Raw genomic sequence first — 21202 nt, 5'->3', positions numbered from 1 at the left:
AGAGGTGTAGGAACATGGAAAGAAAGAAATTAGGACTACTCATTATGGCATACGGTACACCATATAAAGAGGAAGACATTGAACCGTATTACACACATATTCGTCATGGAAGAAAGCCTTCTGATGAACAACTCCAGGATCTAAAAGACCGTTATAAGGCAATCGGGGGTATTTCTCCATTAGCTCGTATCACCGAAGAACAAGCTAAAGCTATTGAATCAAAATTAAATGAAATGCAAGATGAATATGAGTATAAAGCGTATATTGGTCTAAAACATATCACTCCATTTATTGAAGATGCTGTTGCGGAAATGGGGAAAGATGATATTAAAGAAGCTGTTTCCCTAGTGCTAGCACCTCATTATTCAACATTTAGTGTGAAATCTTATAATACACGTGCTGGGGAAGAAGCAGCTAAACACGGTATTAACATTAAAGCAGTAGAAAGCTGGTATGAGGCACCAGGATTTATCCAATATTGGGCAGACCATATTAATGCAGAATACGACAAAATGACTCCAGAAGAACGTGAAAATGCAGTTCTTATCGTTTCGGCACATAGTTTACCTGAAAAAATTCTACAAAATGGTGACCCATATCCAGACCAATTAGCTGAAACTGCACGTCTAATAGCTGAAAAAGCTGGTATCACAAACTATGAGCTTGGTTGGCAAAGTGAAGGAAACACTCCAGATCCATGGTTAGGACCAGATGTACAAGATTTAACTCGTTCTGTATATGAAGAGAAAGGCTATCGTGCATTTGTATATGCACCAGTCGGCTTTATTGCAGACCATTTAGAGGTTCTTTATGATAATGACTACGAATGTAAAGTGGTATGTGATGAATTAGGAGTTAGCTACTATAGACCTCCAATGCCAAACACACATCCTTTATTCATCGAAACATTGGCTAAGGTTGTACAAAATAGAGCAAAGCGTGATGCGTAATGGAAAAACAAACAATTATTATAGTAGGCGGCGGGATAACAGGGTTATCCGCTGCCTATTATTTACAAAAAAACATCAAAGAAAATAATTTACCATACCAAATTAAACTTGTAGAAGCGAGTAATCGATTAGGTGGTAAAATAAACACCTATAAACGTGATGGATTCATTATTGAGCGTGGTCCTGATTCAATCATTGCTAGAAAGAAACCAGGAGTAAAACTGGTAGAAGAATTAGGATTAAAAGATCAGATGGTTCGGAATGGTACAGGTCAGTCCTATATTTTAGTTCAAGGGAAGCTTCATAAGATGCCTAAAGGGGCGTTTATGGGAATACCAATGGAGATTGACCCTTTTCTAGATTCTGAACTTGTTTCCTCCTCTGGTAAAGAACGTGCATTACTGGATTTGGAAATGGGTAAAGGGGAAGAAATGGTTGACCAATCATTAGGTTCTTTTATGCGACGCCGTTTCGGTGATGAGCTAGTTGACAACGAAATTGAACCTTTATTATCCGGTATCTATTCTGGTGATATTGATGAAATGAGTCTAATGGCGACATTCCCTAATTTCTATCAATTGGAACAAAAATACGGTAGTTTGATCAAAGGGTTACAAGAGACAATGCCTAAACCACCCAAAACGAAAGGGAAAGCAACAGGGGTCTTTTTCTCGTTTAAAGATGGGTTAGAAGTAATGGTTGATAAATTAACAGAAAAGCTTGACCAGGATTCGATTATTCTAAATACTACAGTTGAACATGTAGAGAAAAATGAAACAGGTTACCAAGTAGTGTTGGGTAATGGAGATGTAGTAAAAGCATCAGCAGTTATTGCTACAACTTCACATCAAACATTACCAAAGATGTTTGGACAGTTTGATTTTCTCAATGTATTAGCAGATGTTCCATCAAGTTCAGTAGCGAATGTTGCCCTAGCATTTGACCAATCTGCAATAAAACAGGATATTGATGGTACTGGATTTGTTGTATCTCGCAACAGTGATTTTAGGATTACTGCATGTACATGGACACATAAAAAATGGCCATCTTCTACACCAGAAGGTAAAGCATTAATTCGCTGTTATGTTGGCAGACCTAGTGATCAAGAAATTGTAGATTTACCAGATGATGAATTGGTAGATATTGTGTTAAAAGATTTAAACAAAACAATGAACATTACCGCAAAACCTGAGTTTAGTATAATTTCCAGGTGGAAAAATGTGATGCCACAATATACTGTTGGCCACATAGAAAGAATTCAGAAGCTACGTAAAGAGGCTAATGAACAACTTCCAGGTGTATATTTTGCAGGTAGTTCATTTGAGGGTGTAGGTATCCCAGATTGTATTGAGCAAGGGGAGCAGGCAGTGCATCAAGTTATAGAATATCTTCAGAATAAGTAATCCTTACCTGAACGGCATTTGTTAAATTGCAAATGTCGTTGTTTTTATTTATGAGAAGTTTTTGAGGTACACTGTAGGAAATATAATAGACAGACTTATTGTATTTTCATTTAATTTGTCTAATAGAACGTGTCTAAAGGACAGAATAGTAACTTATCCAGGAAGTCTGTCTAATAGAACGTGTCTAAAGGACAGAATGGTAACTTATTCAGAAAGTTTGTCTAATAGAACGTGTCTAAAGGACAGAATAACTCCTTATTCATAAGTTCTGTCTAATAAAACTTCTCTAAAAGACAAATTCACTGCTTTTCCTCTCACTTTTGTCTAATAGAACCAATCCCAAAAGAATACTTCACAGTTCATCTATCCAAAACAAAAAATCGCCTAGAGTCAATAAAGACTTCTGAGGCGATTCATTGTTTTATAAGTTTCTACTTATAACTCTTTTCCAATTCATCTACTAATGAGCCAACAAAAGCAACAGCTTCACGAATGGCATCTGGCTTAGACATATCTACACCAGCTTGTTTAATCAAGTCAAGTGGTTTTAATGTTCCACCAGCTCTAAGAACATCTAACCAACTATCAACAACAGGTTTTCCTTCTTCTTGAATGCGTTTCGCCACTGCGGTTGATACGGTTAATCCTGCAGAATACGTATAAGGATATAATCCCATATAATAGTGGGGTTGACGCATCCAAGTAAGTCCTGCACCCTGGTCAAATGTAACCGCATCACCCCAGAAGTTTTCAAGGGCTTCTTGTTTTTGCTGAGTTAATACAGATGCCGTTAATGGAGTGCCAGCTTCTGCTAACTCGTACACACGACGTTGGTATTCACCCTCCAGTAAGTGAGTGACAAAGTTATGATAATACGTACCTAATAGTTGAGTGATGATCCAACGCTTCATGCGCTTATCGTCGGTTTTGCTCATTAAATGATTCGCTAATAGTAACTCATTTATTGTTGAAGGAGCTTCAACAAAGTAGGTTGATGGTCTTGTGTTCAATAAGGATTGATTTTTACCTGCTAGATAGAAATGACCTGCGTGACCGAGTTCATGTGCTAATACAAAAGCACCTCGCATGGTGTCTGTCCAAGTAATGAGAATATAAGGATGAACACCATATGGACTGGAACAGAATGCTCCTGTTGCTTTCCCAACATTATCAGCTAGGTCAACCCATCTCTCATTTAAACCTTTTTCCATGATTTCTGTGTATTCTGGCCCCATTACTTTAAGGGAATCAAGAATCACAGCTTTTGCTTCTTCGTAAGTAGTCTTTGGATTAAATTCTGGATCAAGTGGTGCTTTTAAATCACAGTAACGCATTTCGTCCAGACCAAGCTTTTCTTTCTTAAGTTTAGCGTAACGACGCATAATAGGTGCTAGTTCTTCTTGGATAACATTCAGTTGATTTTCATACATTTCTTTTGTTACCTGTTGAGGAGCTAGTAGCATGTCTGTAACAGAGTCATAGTTACGTAGGCGAGCCATTGTTACTTGGCGACTCACTTCTGTCGCATAGTTGGCAGCAAATGTATTTTTATATTGGTTTAATGTCTTTGTAAATGAATCATAAGCATCACGGCGAAGTTTCGTATCAGTTTCTAGCTCAAAGCGGTCTTCGTATAATGCTGCAGACATTGGTAGCTCATTTCCATCCTCGTCTGTAATGGAGTCAAAGACCATATCGGAAGCTTTACTACGAGAATAAATCATATAAGGTGCACCATGTACTTCACTAAGTGCTGCCAATGTTTCCTCAATTTCCGGTGAAAGGGTGTGAGGCTTTTCTTCTAAAATATCATCTAGCACTTTTTTATAAGACTGCAGTGCATTCTCTTCATCTAGGAATTGTTCAATTTTTCCTTCTGGTAATGCTAATAGTTCGGATTGAACAAAGGATAACTTTGCCCCAATACTTGCCCCTGCAGAAGAAACTCTGGCAGAATCACGTTGGTTATCTGGGTCACTTCCATCAGCACTAGACTTAAGACTAGCATATGTAAATACACGAACTAAACGCTCACGATAGTTTTCTAGTGTTGTAAGACAGTTTAATAATGTCTTTGCATCATTACCTAACTTACCTTTGTACTGGGTTATCTCTGTAATATCTTCTTGCACAGCTATTAGTTCATTTTCCCAATCCTCAAATGTAGGAAATAAATCAGTTAAATCCCATTTTTGTTCCTCTGGTACCTCAGAACGGGTTAGTCTTTTAGCTTTTGTTGTTGTCATTTAAAATTCCCCTTTCCCAAAAATTATTTCGGTAGTCTAAATATTATAATATAAATTTTGAAAGATGGATATGATTTTGAATATTTTTTTAGTGGAATTTATTTGATTATTTGGGAGGTTAAATATAAGCAATCAATTATTTTTTATGTGGAAGTAAATGCTAGGATCTTGTTGTAGGCGTGGTTGGAAGGGGAACAAGTTGCGTTTAATCGGTCACAAGCCAGGTGGGAAAGGTAATAAGGTTTGTTTAACCGGTCACATACCAGGTGGGGGAGGTAACAAGGTTCAGTTAATCGGTCGCATGCCAGGTGGGGAAGGTAACAAGGATCAGTTAATCGGTCGCATGCCAGGTGGGAAAGGTAACAAGGATCAGTTAATCGGTCACATACCAGGTTGGAAAGGTAACAAGGATCAGTTAATCGGTCACAAGCCAGGTGGGAAAGGTAACAAGGATCAGTTAATCGGTCACAAGCCAGGTGGGAAAGGTAACAAGGTTTGTATAACCGGTCACATGCAAGTCAATCATCTACCAGTTACCTGCCGCAGTCTCAAAAGCTCATGCTATACAATCCCATTAAAACAAAAAAATACAGCTATAGTTCATAGCTGCGCCGAAGTTGTTTCCTGTTATAGTAAAGCTTACAATTGGGAGGAATACTTATCTTGCAGGATGATCACATTCTTCACAGATATTAATGTAACAATCTGCTTGTTCCTTAATGTCTTGACCACAATTCTGACATTTTCTCTTAGGAAGGTTTTGGAAAAACTCAAGCACATTCATCATCATTGGATGGTTCCTCCTTTTACTTGGTAATTATATTGTATTATAACAGTATGCATATGGTCAATACTGTGTTACAACAAATTTGAATTTTGAGGTGATAATTATGAAACTTACTGTTATTGGGTATTGGGGTGGTTTTCCTGCTCCTGAAAGTGCTACTTCATGCTATTTACTAGAAAAAGATGATTTTACATTGATGATTGATGCGGGGAGTGGAGCGTTATCTAGATTACAAAAGTATAAAAATGTGTTAGATATTGATGCATTAATACTTTCCCATTACCATCATGATCATGTCGCTGATATTGGAGTGCTGCAGTACGCATTATTGGTTCAATCCTATGTTGTCGGAAGGAAGGATATTGTGCCTATCTATGCTCATACAGAAGATAGAGAAGGGTTTGAAAGATTAACCCATGAATATACGGAAGGGGTACCCTATGATTCTGACGGAGTGCTAGAAATTGGACCATTTTCCATAACTTTTTTGCGAACTAAGCATCCAGTACCTTGTTATGGTATGCGTATTACAGATGGAGAGAATGTACTTGTTTATACTGCAGATACGAGTTTCCAAGAGGAGTGGATTAAGTTTAGTAAAGAGGCAGATTTACTTATAACCGATTGCAATTTTTATGCCGAACAGGATGGGTCAAAGGCAGGACATATGACTAGTATCGATGGAGCAACGATTGCTAAGGAGGCAAATGTAAAAGAGCTATTACTCAGCCACTTGCCTCAGTATGGTAATACACAAGATTTAGTCACCCAGGCAAGTACTATTTTTAATGGCAAAATCCATCTTGCTCAGGAAGGGCAAACTTGGCGGGGAAGAAAGTAACCGATTTTCAATTAATCGTAGATATGATCACCTAGGAATTTGTCTAATCGAGTACTGTTTTTTTACTGAGAGAAGAACAATATTCTTTGCCTAGGTAATTAAATTCCTATAAACTAATAAATAGAGCTAACTTACTAAATATTCAAGGAGGAGCAAACGATGAAGTTTATTGACAACCATGGCATTACAGATCCAATGATTAACTTAGCAATAGAAGAATATATCTTACAAAATTTCGGTGAGAAGGATACATACTTACTCTTTTATATCAACAAGCCTTCCATTATTATCGGTAGAAACCAAAATACAATTGAAGAGATTAATACAGATTATGTAGAAGAAAATAATATCAAAGTGGTACGTCGTCTTTCAGGTGGCGGAGCAGTGTATCATGACGAGCAAAATTTGAACTTCAGCTTTATTACAAAAGATGATGGGGAAAGCTTCCACAACTTTGCAAAATTCTTAGAGCCAGTTATTGCTGTATTGAATGATTTAGGTGTTCCTGCTGAACTTCAAGGTAGAAATGACGTTGTTGTAAAAGGACGTAAAATATCCGGAAATGCAATGTTCTCTACAAAGGGTCGCATGTTTAGTCATGGTACCTTAATGCTTGATTCTGAAATTGATAATGTTGTTAAAGCACTAAAGGTTAAGAAAGAGAAAATCGAATCGAAAGGTATTAAGTCCATTCGCAGTCGTGTAGCAAATATCTCTGAATTCCTTGAAGAAAAAATTACGATGGAAGATTTTAAAGAACGTATCTTAAAACATGTCTTTAATGTAGATGATGTGAAGGATGTTCCTCGTTATGAGTTAACAGAAGAAGACTGGAAAAACATCCATAAGATCTCTGAAGAGCGCTATCAAAAATGGGAATGGAATTATGGTAAATCTCCAGCATTTAACGTACAAGCATCGCATAAATTCCCAACAGGGTTACTAGATGTTCGCTTTGATGTCAAAAAAGGTATTATTGAAAACTGTAAGATTTATGGTGACTTCTTTGGTCTTGGGGAGATTAAAGACTTAGAAGAAAAACTAATCGGAGTTCGACACGAAAAACAAGCAATTGAAAATGCCCTTGAAGATGTGAATGTAGCACATTATCTTGGTAGAATCACAAAAGAAGATTTTGTTAATTTGTTGTATTAGAGGCATTTTGAATGTGTATAGGAGAATTGAAACAGTTCACATATAGTGGACTGTTTTTTTATAGTATGAAAAAAATGGAAAAACTCCATACTATAATAAAGGAGGAGATTCCATTGGTCAAAAGTAAAGAAAATCCGGAATTAAATACTTTTACAATCTTAAATCCGAACTTTGAACTTCCAAAAAAAGGACATCCTGCATTAGAAAATACAGAAAAACCATTATCAGAAGGAAATATTTCTAATAATACAGGAAGTGAAGAGTAATAAAGGTTAATATTTCGGTTTTGTTGAAAAAAGCCGATTATATGTATTAATTTGGCGATATATTTGCTAGATTAATACATATAGCCCTACCCTTTCAAATTTATTGAAAGGATGAAATTTAAATTGATTAATGAAGAGTTGTATTCACCACTTCACGAAATTACCCCATTAACACTAGCTATTATCCCAAAGGAAGATAAGACTGGAAAAATTCATACACGTATTCTTGAACGAGAAGCCAGCTATACGGTTAGTTATTCACCTAGCAAGCTTATGGATTATGCGTGTAGGTTCTTCGGCTCAAGTTTAAAAGGCAGGCAAGAAGGCACTCGCAATATTAGTGGGATCACACATAAAGCACCAATTTCTGTTGACCCATCTAGTGGCATGTATTTCTTCCCTACGACATCACCCACCAATGCAAGATGCTCCTGGATTGCACATTCCCATATTGACCATGTAAATCTCGTATCAGAAAAATCAACGGAGATTGTCTTCAAGAATGGAACGAAGATTATTCTTGAAGCATCTTATGGGTCTGTTATGAATCAAATACATCGTACAGCCCAGTTCCGGTACCAATTAGACAATCGAATTAAGCATTCGCAAAAACATAAGCCTGATCCTGATCCTGGGAAAGAGCCTTCCACATAATTTCCTGGACTATTTCTTCCACTTTTTTTCGAATAGCAGGGTTAAAGTAATTTCGCTTTTCTTCCTTTCCTTTACAGTAAAAAAGATAGGAAGAAAAAGAATCATTTTTATTGATTAGCATCACACGGAGCTTTTTATTTTCCATTTTTGTTCGTAATTGTCTACGTTCTGCTAGTGCATTTGCATTCATTTTTTCTAAGAGTTGTATATATGGTTCTTTGATCTTAAAAGCGCCTTTTTGGATGTTTTGAATATCTTGCTGAATCACGACAATAGCCATGGAAAGAAAAAGGAAGCGAGAAGCAATACCTAATTCTTCATCTGTGAGATAGCGCATTAGTTACCCCTCCGGTTAAGAACATTTGTTCTTATTATACGCCAAAGTTAATAAAAAATACACTAATAAATTTTAAATAAATAATGGAAAAAATGGAAAGGGTAGAGGCTATACTATGCTTATAGGTAGTGTAAGTTTAATCTTAACTTTGGTTTAAACTTTTCATAATGGGAAAATTCCATTAAAATGAAAGTATATATAGGCCTTGGATGGGGAGATTTTCGTAAATGATTGTACATAGTATCATAACAGATTGGAAAACTGCACTTCAAAATGATGAATTAGATCAATACATTATGGATTTATTACAGGATTATGAAAAATTAGGTCCGTTACCGGGGATTTTGTTACCGTTTATCGAAGCATTTCTCCCTTTCTTACCATTAGTTGTTTTTGTTATGGCTAATGCGGCGGCATATGGTTTGCTTGAGGGATTTTTATTATCCTGGGCAGGTTCAAGTTTAGGGGCCATATTAGTTTTCTTGATTGTAAGAAACCTAGGAGATAAACGAATATTTGTTGCGGTACGAAAAAATAAACAAGTAAAAAAGGTAACTAGTTGGTTGGAAAAGCATGGATTCGGGCCATTGTTCTTACTCATGTGTTTCCCGTTTTCACCATCAGCTGTCATTAATGTTGTTGCGGGATTATCTAAAATAAATATGTATCAATTTATTTTAGCTGTTTTACTTGGAAAGTCAGTCATGATATTTTCAATCTCATATGTTGGATCTAGTATTGTGTCATTCGCACAGAATCCTACCAGAACAATAGTGGTAGGGGTTTGTATCGTTCTCTTTTGGATAGTGGGTAAATTTATTGAAAATAAACTTCATCAGAAGTCAAACAAAAAAGTATCCGATTCGGAAGAAGTTAAATAATCAAGTCAAAACTTCTGTCTTGTGCAAGTATTAGTCAGAAGTTTTTTTATTAGACTATTTTTATGAGGCTTTCGAATGGGAGAGAGTCTTATAGTGAAAATTAGGAGGTTATACGATGGGACTCCGATTTATTTTAGGTAGAGCAGGTACGGAAAAAAGTACTGTAGCATTTGAAGAAATAAAAGAAAACTCGATTAGGAACCCGCAAGGACCACCCATTTTTTATATTGTTCCAGACCAAATGACCTTTGAACAAGAATATGCATTATTTCGAGATGAGGCATTTCAAGGGAGTATTCGTACGCAAGTGACAAGCTTTTCTCGTTTGGCTTGGCTCATCTTGCAAGAAACTGGTGGAGCTACAAAACAATTCATTAGTTCGGTTGGAATTCAGATGATGCTCCGGAAGATTATTGAGGAAAAAGAAGGAGAATGGCATGTATTCCAGAAAGCCGTGGAAAAACAAGGCTTTTTAAGTCAATTGGAAAAAATTATTACCGAATTTAAACGATATGAAGTTACACCAGAAACACTATTAATGCAGAAATACCAAATCAACCAATATGCACATAAGGAACCAGGAGAACTGGCCCTAATTAATAAATTAAATGATTTACACTACATCTATGATAAATTGGGACAAGCACTAGCCGGCCAATATATTGATAGTGAAGATCAATTAAGTCTTCTTGCTGAAAAAATTACGGAGGCAGAATCTTTAGAAGGAGCGGAAATCTATTTTGATGGTTTTCACCGATTTACTCCTAAAGAATTGGTTGTGGTAGAGACTCTACTAAAGAAATGTGAACGAGTTACAGTAACGATAACTGTAGATGATGCTGACAATACTGAACTCACAGATATGGACCTGTTTCACCAAACAAAGGAGACCTATCAAGTTCTTAGACAAATTGCTGAGGCTAATGCAATCGAAGTAGAAAGCAATATTGTGCTAGACCCAATTGATGGTATATTTCATGATAAACCCTATTTCGCTCATCTTGAAAGGAATTTTGATGTTCGACCGGCACCACGTTTTAATGGAATTGCTCCAATACAAATTGCAGAAGCTGTTCATCCCCGCGCCGAAATAGAGGGTGTAGCCCAAGAGATTTTACGTTTAGTCCGGGAAGAAAATTACCGGTATCGCGATATTGCAGTATTAATTCGTCAGACTGAAACGTATCAAGATATTATAGGAACTATTTTTGAGGATTATAATATCCCAGTCTTTATTGATGAGAAAAGATCGATGCTGAACCATTCTCTTATTGAGTTTATTCGTTCAGCCTTGGAGGTTGTTGATGGAAATTGGCGTTACGACGCAGTTTTTCGAATGTTGAAAACAGGATTTATACCTCCTTCAGATGCAACATATCCATTAACTAACGATGCGATTGATGAGTTGGAGAATTATTGCATTGAGTATGGAATTCGTTCGAGAAAACAATGGATGTCCAAGGAAGAATGGATATTCCAACGGTTTCGTGGGTTTGAACGGGGTGCTCAAACCGATGCAGAAAAGGAAATGCAGACAAGAATTAACCATTGTCGCAGGCAGATTGTTGAAGCTCTTGGAGAATTTGATGAGCAGATTCGTGCGGCATCAACTATTCGGGATCTTTGTATGAATACGTTTATGCTTCTAGAGAAGTTAAGGGCACCAGAGAAACTAGAAGAGATGCGAAATCTCTTTGATGAAAAAGGACAACTCTCCAAAGGCCGTGAACAGGAGCAAGTGTGGAATGCGATTATCCATTTATTTGATGAAATGGTGGAAATGGCTGGAGACGAGGAAATGAGCCTCGCAACTTATCGGGTTACGTTGGATGCGGGCTTAGAAACACTTAAGTTTTCCCATGTACCACCAAGTATTGACCATGTAATAGTTGGGACTATTGACCGGTCACGGATTAGTGGTATTAAATGCTCATTCCTAGTCGGTGTGAATGATGGGGTATGGCCATTAAAGCCTCCAGCCGATGGAATGATAAATGAAACAGAACGTGAGCTTCTAGCCTTGCATGGGATGAAGCTTGCTGATACGAGTAAACGTCAGCTTTTAGATGATTGGTTTTATATGTATCTAGCTTTTTCATCAGCGGCTGATTATTTGTGGATTAGTTACCCGCTAAGTGATGAGGAAGGAAAATCAAAAATGCCTTCCCAGTTAGTCAAACGGATAGAGGATATGTTCCCAGCATGTAAAGAACATATTTTATTGCAAGATCCAGATGAATTATTGGAAGCTGATCGATTTATTACGTCACCTGTAAAAACAAGGTCAGCCTTAACTGCTCAGCTAGCACGAAGCAGAAAAGGTTATCCGGTCAAGTCTGTCTGGTGGCATGTTTTAAATTGGTACATGATTAACCAACCAAAATATGATACAACCTATAATATTTTACAAAGTCTATTCTACGAAAATACTCCTTCTAATATGGAGGAAGAGACGGTAGAACAGCTATATCCAAAACAATTGTCGACAAGTGTATCCCGCTTAGAAACGTTCTATAGTTGTTCATATCAGCACTTTGCAAAATATAGCCTTGGACTGAATGAAAGAAAAACCTATAAATTAGATGCGCCAGATATTGGTAATCTCTTTCATGAAGCATTAAAAATAATCACAGAATGGATACAAGAAGAAGGTAAAGACTTTGCTCACTTAACCAAAAAAGATACAGATCAATATGCCGAACGTGCTGTTTCGAGTTTGGCACCAATTTTACAACACCAAATTCTTCACAGTACCAACAGGTATAAGTACATTCAAAAGAAACTACAGGATGTTATTGCTCGGGCTGCTTTTGTCTTAAGTGAACAAGCAAGAGTGAGTAAGTTTTCACCAGTTGGATTAGAACTTGGTTTTGGTACTAGTGGAGATAAACTAAATCCGGTGAGCTTACAATTACCGAATGGCTATGAAATTAAGCTTCGTGGTCGTATTGACCGGGTTGATAAAGCATTAGATCAAGAAGATTTATATTTACGGATCATTGATTATAAATCCAGTGCACGTGGTCTAGATATGGTCGATGTTTATTATGGTATTGCCTTACAAATGCTAACGTACTTAGATGTTGTGTTATCACAATCAGAGCATTGGTTAGGTAAAAAAGCTACACCCGCTGGAGTACTATATTTCCATGTCCATAATCCTATGATTTCAAAGGAATCTCGTGTTTCTGATGAAATACTGGAAGAAGATATTTTTAAAAGCTATAAGATGAAAGGTCTCCTCATTAATAATGAACGTATCGTTCAGATGATGGATACATCTTTTGAGACTGGCCATAGTCAAATTATTCCTGCAGAGTTGAAAAAGGATGGAAGTCTAGCATCTAGGTCAAAAATAGCCAGTCGAGAAACCTTTTCAACACTACAAGAACATATCCATAGTCTCATGTTCCATGCTGGGATTGATATTACAAGTGGAGCTGTCCATTTGAACCCATATCAACGAAAACAAAAGATTGCCTGTACGTATTGTCCATTTCTGTCTGTATGTCAATTTGATACTACACTTGAAACCAATAACTTTAGAAGATTGTCAGAAATGAAAGAAGATGAAGTGTTGGAAAAAATAACGAAGAAGGAGGACGATATCATTGGTTAAATGGACAAAAGAACAAGAAGCGGCTATTTATACTGAGGGAAACGATGTACTAGTAGCTGCAGCAGCTGGTTCGGGTAAGACTGCTGTACTTGTAGAACGTATTATTCAAAAACTATTAAAGAAAGATAATCCAGTTGATATTGACTCCCTTCTTGTTGTTACGTTTACGAACGCAGCCGCCCAGGAGATGCGTAACCGAGTTGGATTAGCACTTGAGAAAGCATTGGAACAAGATCCTACTTCTGTCCATTTGAAAAAGCAATTATCTTTATTACAGCGTGCTTCTATATCAACCTTACATTCGTTCTGTTTAGATATTGTGAAGCAATATGCTTATTTAATAGATATTGATCCAAGCTTTCGCATTGCAAATGATATGGAAGCAGATTTGATGCAACAGGATGTCTTACAAGATTTATTTGAGGACTGGTATGGTAAGGAAGGCGGGGAACAAGAAGAGTTCTTTGAAGTAGTGGAACGTTTTTCTGGTGACCGTAATGATGTAGATGTAGAAAAGCTAGTACTCGCTTTATATAATTTTGCAGTTCAAAATCCATGGCCAAAGGTTTGGTTAGATGAACTAGCGGAAGTATATCGAATACCAGAGAATTGGTCTGAAGAAGATTTAACATGGTTGGATATTATCAAAAGGGAAGTTCAGGATAAATTTAGTGGAATTGAACAAGAAATGAACCACGCCCTAAGAATTGCCATGGAAAGTGATGGACCATTTCATTATGTAGAAGCCATTGAGGCTGACTTAGCTATGCTACAAGATGCACTTAATCATTTAGGAAGCTGGGATGATATCCAAACATTTATGAATAGCAGTACGTTTGTCCCGCTTTCTACGAAGAGACCAAAAGTAAATAAGGATAAAAGGGAAAAAGCGAAGAAGTTACGTGATGGCTATAAGAGTAAGTGGATTAAAATGAAGAGCAACTGGTTTGAAAGAAAGCTAGCTACACATGTGGAGGATATGCGGGAATTGGCTCCAGTTGTTAAAACATTAACCGAGATTGTAAAAGAGTTTATTGATCGCTTTACTGTAGCAAAAAGGGAAAAGTCAGTAGTTGATTTTTCAGATTTAGAGCATTTATGTCTACAAATATTATTGGATGAAACCTCAACAACTGATGACCCAAGACCGTCAACTGTTGCTAATAATTTACAAAAGCAATTTAGTGAGCTACTTGTTGATGAGTATCAGGACACGAATCTTGTACAAGAAACGATCATTACCCTAATTAGTGATCAGGTTGGCCCAGGAAATATGTTTATGGTTGGGGACGTGAAACAAAGTATCTACCGATTTAGACATGCCGAACCATCACTTTTTATTGAGAAATACAAGCGTTTTGCATTAAGTGATAATCCAGCTACTCGAATCGATTTAGCTAGTAATTTCAGAAGCCGCGAGCTCGTACTTGTGGGTGCTAACTATATCTTTAGACAAATTCTCGATGAAAATCTTGGCGAGATTAATTATGATCAGGATGCTGAATTAATCTACGGTAATAAAATGTATGATTCTCTACCATTACAGGAGCCAAATCCTGAACTGATTATTATTGATCGTGAAATGCCGGAGGAAAAAGAGAAGTCTGAGGATGAGGAGAGTACGGATGAGGAAAATTACCAGGATCTCGAGAATGCACAATTAGAAGCTAGAGCATATGCAATGAAAATCAAACAATGGATTGGAACCGAGGATAATTCTCCACTTCAAGTAGTGGATAAAGCAAGTGAGACGTTACGAGATGTACAGTATCGGGATATTGTCATTTTACTTCGTTCGATGACCTGGGCACCGACCATTGTAGAGGAATTAAAGAAGCAAGGTATTCCAGTATATGCCGAACTTTCTACGGGCTATTTTGATGCAATTGAAGTAAAGATAATGTTAAATCTGCTGAAAGTTATTGATAATCCTAGGCAGGATATACCACTAGCTTCGGTTTTGAAATCACCGATTGTTGGCTTGAATGAAAATGAACTCGCTAAAGTCCGACTAGCTGATAAGCGTGGTACGTATTATGAAGCATTAGAAAAATATCGCAAAGAACATATAGATGATTTAACAACCAAAATAGACCGATTTATCCAAAAGCTAGAACAATTCCGGTTGGCATCAAGACAAGGTGCACTCTCAGAACTTATTTGGCAGATATACCGAGAAACTGGCTACTTTGATTTTGTTGGTGGTATGCCAGGAGGGAGACAACGCCAGGCAAATTTACGGGCTTTATATGATCGTGCTAGAGGCTATGAAACTACGTCATTCCGGGGATTATTCCGCTTTCTTCGCTTCATTGAACGAATGGAGGAAAAAGGGGATGATTTAGGAGCTGCTAGAGCACTTAGTGAACAGGAAGATGTCGTTAGAATAATAACGATTCATAAAAGTAAAGGGCTTGAATTTCCTGTAGTGATTGTGGGCGCTGTGGACAAGCAATTTAACATGATGGATTTAAATCAGAGATACTTATTGCACAAGGATTTAGGCTTTGCATCGAAATATATTGATCCAATAAAAAGGATTACCTATCCAACGTTATTTTTCCATGCTATTCGAGAAGAAAAGCGAAGAGAGCTTTTAGCAGAGGAAATGCGAGTGCTATATGTAGCACTAACTCGTGCTCGAGAAAAGCTTGTCATGGTTGGTAATGTGGCTTCCTTTGTCAAGAAACAGGAAAAGTGGCATTCTATTATGGAACATTCAGAATGGATACTGCCAGCTCATTTTAGAATTCAGTCTAAATCATATTTAGACTGGATAGGACCAGCATTGATGCGTCATCAGCATACCGAAGTGCTTCGCTCAGAGGATGTAAAGGATGTAGTTCTTGAAGAAATACGTGTAGATCCTTCTGAATGGGATATTACTATTTTGCATGGTAGTGAGCTTGCGAATTTGGATGAGGAGTCTCTAGAAGAAGATTTGCAACTTAGGGAAAAGATTCAAGCTTGGCAACCTGTTGAATTAGAAGATGCCGAACTGGATTCCTTTGTTGACAATCGACTTTCATATCAATACCCGTTTGATGAGGCAGCACATTCACGTGCTAAACAAAGTGTAACTGAAATTAAAAGACAACGTGAAATTAAAGACGAATATAGTGCAACGCAACTGGTACAGCCATTTAAAACGCCAATTGTAAAAAAGCCTTTGTTCATGCAGAAGGAAAAGACACTCTCTGCGGCTGAAAAAGGGACAGCCATGCACACCGTGATGCAACATATTCCATTCCGGCAAAAGATGCAACGAGATGAAATTCTTGAATTTATAGAGAGTTTAGTAGAGCGTGAAATTTTACGAAGACAGGAAGCCGATTCCATTGATGTAAAGGCAATTGAGAAGTTCTTTGATACTGAAATCGCCTTGAAAATGCTACAGGCAGAAAAACTATATCGAGAGGTTCCATTTAGTATCACGCTGCCAGCTAGTGAAGTATATGCTAATTGGCAAAGTGATACGAATGAACAAGTACTTGTCCAAGGGGTATTCGATGCGGTAATCCCTTCAGGAAACGGTTGGATAATACTAGACTATAAGACAGACTTTATTCAACAAGATGAAGTTACGGATACCATTATTCAAAAACTTATCAACCGATATAAAGTCCAACTAACTTTATACCGACATGCACTTGAGACGATATGGAAATCACCTGTCGAGGAAACCTATCTTTACTTCTTCAACAAACAATTATTAGTAAAAGTTCCGAAAGATTGAAAGTAAATAAATCCGTCTCCTTACTCTAAGTTGGAGACGGATTTTTAATGTGGCTACATTAATGGTATCTAGCTTCTCGCTCTTTTAAGTGTTTGCTGTTTGATTTTGATCGTTGACATCTGGATCAATTGGGTTGGTAGAGCTTACACCAGTATTAGTATTAATAAAGTCTCCGGTATTGAAAGAGCCGGATCCAGCACTTGTCTTTGATGTGCTTTTGGGAGAAAGATAAAATGAATCACCGAAATTCACTACTCCTCCGCCTACGCTATTTATTTTTATTGGTCCGACAATTGATGGCATAGAGTACACCTACTAATAATGAATTTATTATAAAATATGATGGGATGTATAAATCTGTGTTTCCTAGCTTTTCCTATTTTATTAATCCTGCAAAATACGTATATGCTTGATTCGTGATTCAGTATTTATTTTCTTAAGGCCACCAAACTGTACCGTAGAAGCTTGACTAACCCCAGTTATCGATACATTATTTACTCTTATATCACTTTTATGCTGAACAAAATAGGTTTCAATCGGTATCGTATTCTTAATCCAATTTGCTTCTCTTTTGAATATAGAAAAGTCTTCGAAATCATAATCATAAGCTTCATTCCAAACATTTGACTCCCGTTGTACTGCAATGGCTTTGAATCTAGGGTTAAAATGGACGGTATCACCTATATTAAAGATAGAGCTACCTGCAATAGAATTTATTGCACTCATTTGAAGATGAACTAGACGATGATTCAATTATGTCACCTCTACTTAAGTCTGAGGGCTTAATGGTACAAGGTTACCAACAATATAGGATTCAGGTGGAGTATCGAAAAAGGAAGATAGTTTAATTTCCTCGTTATCTCCAATTAAAAATACCGAAGAGGAAGCCACTGTTTCAATTGCAACGTTTCCGACACATAACCCCCAATTATGAACTTCTATATTCATTCAGATTCCCCTTTTTGATCTTCAGTATTTTCAATAAAGCGCTGTAAAGAATGATAGACTTCCTTTTTAATATGGTCTGAAATAAAACTTTCTAATTGCTGAGGATGAGTGATTTGGTGTTTTTCTTTTGCTTCATTTTCGTAAAACTGGATCCGGTCTGGTATTTGACCTAAAATATCGTGAATGATATCACCCTCTAATTTATGGTTAATAGGCTTATTGTGTTTCTCTGATAATTCATGTATCATTTTGGGGCCGCGCTCATTAATAAATTGATTTAATTGTGGTACGAGCTTTCGAGTAACGGGATTGACTACTGTAGATTGTTTGGCTGTAGGGATTCCCAAGTCATCAATATTTGCTAAATCATTAGGGGATAATCCAATATGAAGTGTACCATCTAATCGTTCAATTTTAAGTTGATCAAAATGATATTCTATTTTATCAACACGCAGGCTATTATTTTCTTGTAGTTGTTTTTCAAGGTTAGATATTCTTTCTTCTAGCTCTTTCATCTTTTCGCTTTGCTGAAGTTGATATTGCTGTTGTTGATACATAAAGTTGTTCCACTCGTACATGGTTGACTCCACCTCACTTGAATACTATGGATTTATAGTGCCAGTTTGGACCTAGGCAAATACCTATAGTATCGTATGCAACCTACAGAGTTTTGTGCTTTATGCCCTACGGAGAAAGTGGAACAATAGGCAGTGTCTGGCTAGAGGGATCCGCTTCCTCAGCGGGCTCAGTATATCCTCCCGTATTATATAAATCCGATTGGGCTTGTATTGCTCCAGTACTCCCAATTTGTAAGACAGAAGAGTTGGATATTACCCCAACTTTCAATAGATTAATATGAATGGATTGATGAACCGTAATATTCATGATTTTTCACCTCATTAGGTTGTCGGTTGATCGATAAAGTCTTTGTCATACACATACGTATGTGATTGGTTAAGATTAATCCGATTTCCGTCCCCAGTATTAAAAGATCCTCCACCAGCATAAGTCTTTGCACTACTCTGTGGATTCATGGAATACACATCCCCAATATTAAAAATACTGGAAGATGATACGGTATTTATTTTTACAGCTCCTACTTTTGCTGGCATAAGATCCCTCCTTTTTGTTAGTTTATGTTTGGTAGTGGATTTGTTGAAAGGATGGCGGGGGAAATTTGGGGGCTGAACCAGGTGGAAAATAAACTAGTGGATGGTGTGTGGGAGGATGGACCCCTGAGTGTTTGGAGTATGGGTTTGAAGTGGTAAGGCATGCAACCGATACTTGATAGCATGAGCCTTATCTGTGAAAAGATATGCCCAATCCCTATTACCTTGAGCCTGATATGAGAGAGGATGAGCCCATGCTCTATAACCATGTAACCAATATGTAACCAATTTGATAGAGGATGCACCCGAGAACCGTCATCATCTGCCCGAAGAGAAATCCAGGCCCCCCGAGTCTCCTCAAGCATAAAATCAAACCAAAATAAAAATGCCGCACACTTGGTGCGACATTCCTTTCATTAACCCTTTAATACTTCTTTAATATGGCCTAAAGCCCAATCTAAATCTTCTTTACTGATAATAAGTGGTGGTGCAAAGCGGATTACATTTTCATGTGTTTCTTTACATAGTAACCCTTTTTCTTTCAATGCTTCACAATAAGGACGAGCTGACTCGGTGAGTTCAACACCGATAAATAAACCTTTTCCACGAACTTCTTTAATCTTTGGATTATCAATACTTCTAAGTTCTTGCATCATATAGTTTCCGAGTTCCAGGGATCGATCAGCTAACTTTTCATCTTCTAATACTTCTAGTGATGCGATGGATACGGCACATGCTAGTGGATTACCACCAAATGTGGAACCGTGAGATCCTGGGTTAAATACACCTAAAATGTCTTTGTTAGCAACAACACAGGAGATTGGCATTACACCTCCACCTAGTGCTTTACCAAGAATCAACATGTCAGGTTCAACACCCTCCCAGACGTTGGCAAACATCTTACCAGTACGAGCTAGACCTGCTTGGATTTCATCAGCAATATAAAGTACATTATTTTCTTTACATACTTCATATGCTTCTTTTAAGAATCCTTCTGGTGGAATGACAATGCCTGCTTCCCCTTGGATTGGTTCGAAAAGGAATCCAGCAGTATTTTCATTTATTGCAGCTTTAAGTGCATCGATATCACCATAAGGGATTAACTTAATTCCAGGAAGCATTGGACCAAAACCACGCTTGTATTCCGCTTCAGATGATAAAGAAACAGCTAGCATTGTACGCCCGTGGAAGTTTCCTTCACACGCAATAATTTCAGCCTTGTTTTCTGGTACTCCTTTTACATCATATGCCCAACGACGAGCAGCTTTTACTGCTGTTTCTACAGCCTCTGCACCAGTATTCATGGGAAGAGCCATATCTTTATTCGTTAGCTTACAAATCTTTTCATACCATGGACCTAATTGGTCATTATGAAAAGCGCGGGAGGTTAGTGTTACTTTACCTGCTTGTTCAACTAATGCGTCAATTATTTTTGGATGTCGATGTCCTTGGTTTACAGCAGAGTATGCACTAAGCATATCCATATAACGATTGCCCTCAGGATCTTCCACCCAAACACCTTCTGCTTTAGCCACAACAACAGGTAGTGGATGGTAGTTCTTAGCACCGAAATTATCAGTTTGATTTATTATTTTTTTACTCAAATTTGCCATTCAAATTCGCCTCCTATATAGCAAATGTAACACAACTTAGAAAATTGTTAAACTGAAATTGCCATGAAAGAATATGGACCCATTTTAAACATGAAAACCCTATAGAGAATAAAATAGATTAACTTTGTCAATAATTTTTCATATGTTATCATTCATATCCGTGGTATAGTAGAATAGATATATTATAGACTTGTTTTAGAAATAGGAGGAAAATAATGAACACACATCTACATGTAACAGCATGGGCACTTGCGATCATTCTGTTTATTGTATCACTAGTATTACATAAGCAAGGTAAAGAAAAAGCAGCTAAAATTGTACAAATGATTCTTCGTTTAGACTATCTGTTAATTTTATATTCCGGTGGAGATTTAATCATGCATTACTTAAATGGTAGTGGCGCGATGACTGCTGAAGCCATTGTTAAGGGATTAGCTGGAGTAGGGGTTATTGCCGGTATGGAAATGACTCTAGGTAAAATTAAAGATGGTGATTCAGCTAAAGTTGGCTGGAGCGTGTTATTAATCTCAATCTTAATTACTATAATTTTAGGATTTTTCCGTTTGCCGGGTGGATTAATGTAATAAGTTTAGGAGGATGTTCAAGGCTTTAGCCCTTAAACATCCTTTTTTTATGGCGTTTTTTCTACAATTAAAT

20 protein-coding genes are annotated in these 21202 nt (G+C 37.2%); 11 read left to right on the top strand and 9 right to left on the bottom strand.

All coding sequences use genetic code 11. The features are described 5' to 3' along the window. Positions 1-14: 14 nt before the first annotated feature. Entirely contained in the window at positions 15-950 is a 936-nt protein-coding gene (hemH, locus tag BN999_RS05310; protein WP_096270337.1) for a ferrochelatase, read from the top strand. After that, positions 950-2353 (top strand): protoporphyrinogen oxidase, encoded by a 1404-nt coding sequence (hemY, locus tag BN999_RS05305; RefSeq protein WP_096270336.1) that lies wholly within the window; start codon positions 950-952, stop codon positions 2351-2353. The genes hemH and hemY overlap by 1 nt, the downstream gene beginning before the upstream one ends. Before the next feature lie 431 nt (positions 2354-2784). On the opposite strand, the gene pepF is transcribed toward hemY, so the two are convergent. Next, positions 2785-4599: an oligoendopeptidase F gene (gene pepF, locus BN999_RS05300; protein ID WP_096270335.1), complete on the bottom strand. Its 1815-nt coding sequence runs from the start codon at positions 4597-4599 to the stop codon at positions 2785-2787. Positions 4600-4798: 199 nt separating this feature from the next. On the opposite strand from pepF, the gene BN999_RS21300 reads away from it, so the two are divergent. The 5 genes from BN999_RS21300 to BN999_RS05275 all read left to right on the top strand — a co-directional run bounded on the left by BN999_RS21300 (position 4799) and on the right by BN999_RS05275 (position 8302). Further along, the gene (locus BN999_RS21300) at positions 4799-5416 is read left to right on the top strand and encodes a hypothetical protein (protein ID WP_441339061.1); all 618 of its coding nucleotides are present in this window, start codon (positions 4799-4801) and stop codon (positions 5414-5416) included. A gap of 73 nt (positions 5417-5489) precedes the next feature. After that, complete coding sequence (locus tag BN999_RS05290) at positions 5490-6227, top strand: MBL fold metallo-hydrolase (RefSeq protein WP_096270334.1); 738 nt, start codon at positions 5490-5492, stop codon at positions 6225-6227. A 159-nt stretch (positions 6228-6386) separates the two neighbouring features. Then, on the top strand, positions 6387-7382 hold the full coding sequence (locus tag BN999_RS05285) for a lipoate--protein ligase (protein WP_096270333.1): 996 nt from the start codon (positions 6387-6389) through the stop codon (positions 7380-7382). Positions 7383-7495: 113 nt separating this feature from the next. Next, complete coding sequence (locus tag BN999_RS20530; protein WP_176481880.1) at positions 7496-7648, top strand: hypothetical protein; 153 nt, start codon at positions 7496-7498, stop codon at positions 7646-7648. Between the two features lie 123 nt (positions 7649-7771). Further along, entirely contained in the window at positions 7772-8302 is a 531-nt protein-coding gene (locus tag BN999_RS05275; RefSeq protein WP_306418994.1) for a competence protein ComK, read from the top strand. On the opposite strand, the gene BN999_RS05270 is transcribed toward BN999_RS05275, so the two are convergent. After that, complete coding sequence (locus tag BN999_RS05270; RefSeq protein WP_096270330.1) at positions 8244-8639, bottom strand: hypothetical protein; 396 nt, start codon at positions 8637-8639, stop codon at positions 8244-8246. The two genes, BN999_RS05275 and BN999_RS05270, sit on opposite strands and share 59 nt — an antisense overlap. Before the next feature lie 227 nt (positions 8640-8866). Here BN999_RS05270 and BN999_RS05265 point away from each other — a divergent pair, with 227 nt between their 5' ends. The 3 genes from BN999_RS05265 (at position 8867) to addA (ending at position 16875) form a co-directional block, all read left to right on the top strand. Continuing rightward, positions 8867-9520: a TVP38/TMEM64 family protein gene (locus BN999_RS05265; protein ID WP_096270329.1), complete on the top strand. Its 654-nt coding sequence runs from the start codon at positions 8867-8869 to the stop codon at positions 9518-9520. Between the two features lie 115 nt (positions 9521-9635). Next, the gene (gene addB / locus BN999_RS05260) at positions 9636-13139 is read left to right on the top strand and encodes a helicase-exonuclease AddAB subunit AddB (protein ID WP_096270328.1); all 3504 of its coding nucleotides are present in this window, start codon (positions 9636-9638) and stop codon (positions 13137-13139) included. Further along, positions 13132-16875 (top strand): helicase-exonuclease AddAB subunit AddA, encoded by a 3744-nt coding sequence (gene addA / locus BN999_RS05255; RefSeq protein ID WP_096270327.1) that lies wholly within the window; start codon positions 13132-13134, stop codon positions 16873-16875. The genes addB and addA overlap by 8 nt, the downstream gene beginning before the upstream one ends. 84 nt (positions 16876-16959) lie before the next feature. On the opposite strand, the gene BN999_RS05250 is transcribed toward addA, so the two are convergent. The 7 genes from BN999_RS05250 to BN999_RS05220 all read right to left on the bottom strand — a co-directional run bounded on the left by BN999_RS05250 (position 16960) and on the right by BN999_RS05220 (position 20545). After that, a complete protein-coding gene (locus BN999_RS05250) occupies positions 16960-17178 on the bottom strand; it encodes a spore germination protein (RefSeq protein ID WP_096270326.1) in 219 nt (72 codons plus the stop codon). Positions 17179-17259: 81 nt separating this feature from the next. Further along, positions 17260-17601: a spore germination protein GerPE gene (locus BN999_RS05245; RefSeq protein WP_176481879.1), complete on the bottom strand. Its 342-nt coding sequence runs from the start codon at positions 17599-17601 to the stop codon at positions 17260-17262. A gap of 42 nt (positions 17602-17643) precedes the next feature. Next, positions 17644-17823 carry a spore gernimation protein GerPD gene (locus BN999_RS05240; RefSeq protein WP_096270324.1) on the bottom strand — a complete coding sequence of 60 codons (180 nt, stop codon included), beginning with the start codon at positions 17821-17823 and terminating at the stop codon, positions 17644-17646. After that, the gene (gene gerPC / locus BN999_RS05235; protein ID WP_096270323.1) at positions 17820-18401 is read right to left on the bottom strand and encodes a spore germination protein GerPC; all 582 of its coding nucleotides are present in this window, start codon (positions 18399-18401) and stop codon (positions 17820-17822) included. Before gerPC ends, BN999_RS05240 begins: the two co-directional genes overlap by 4 nt. Positions 18402-18507: 106 nt before the next feature. Beyond that, positions 18508-18708, bottom strand: a complete 201-nt coding sequence (locus BN999_RS05230) for a spore germination protein GerPB (protein WP_096270322.1) — start codon at positions 18706-18708, stop codon at positions 18508-18510. A gap of 14 nt (positions 18709-18722) precedes the next feature. Further along, entirely contained in the window at positions 18723-18935 is a 213-nt protein-coding gene (locus BN999_RS05225) for a spore germination protein (protein ID WP_042149084.1), read from the bottom strand. 413 nt (positions 18936-19348) lie between these two features. After that, positions 19349-20545: an ornithine--oxo-acid transaminase gene (locus BN999_RS05220; RefSeq protein WP_096270321.1), complete on the bottom strand. Its 1197-nt coding sequence runs from the start codon at positions 20543-20545 to the stop codon at positions 19349-19351. A 215-nt stretch (positions 20546-20760) separates the two neighbouring features. Here BN999_RS05220 and BN999_RS05215 point away from each other — a divergent pair, with 215 nt between their 5' ends. Beyond that, the gene (locus tag BN999_RS05215) at positions 20761-21129 is read left to right on the top strand and encodes a YisL family protein (RefSeq protein WP_096270320.1); all 369 of its coding nucleotides are present in this window, start codon (positions 20761-20763) and stop codon (positions 21127-21129) included. The last annotated feature ends 73 nt before the right edge of the window (positions 21130-21202 follow it).

This window comes from Paucisalibacillus globulus (assembly GCF_900184735.1).
GTDB classification, from domain to species: domain Bacteria; phylum Bacillota; class Bacilli; order Bacillales; family Amphibacillaceae; genus Ornithinibacillus; species Ornithinibacillus globulus_B.
The sequence above is the reverse complement of the archived record's forward strand: the minus strand, read 5'-3'. Positions and strand labels throughout refer to the sequence as shown.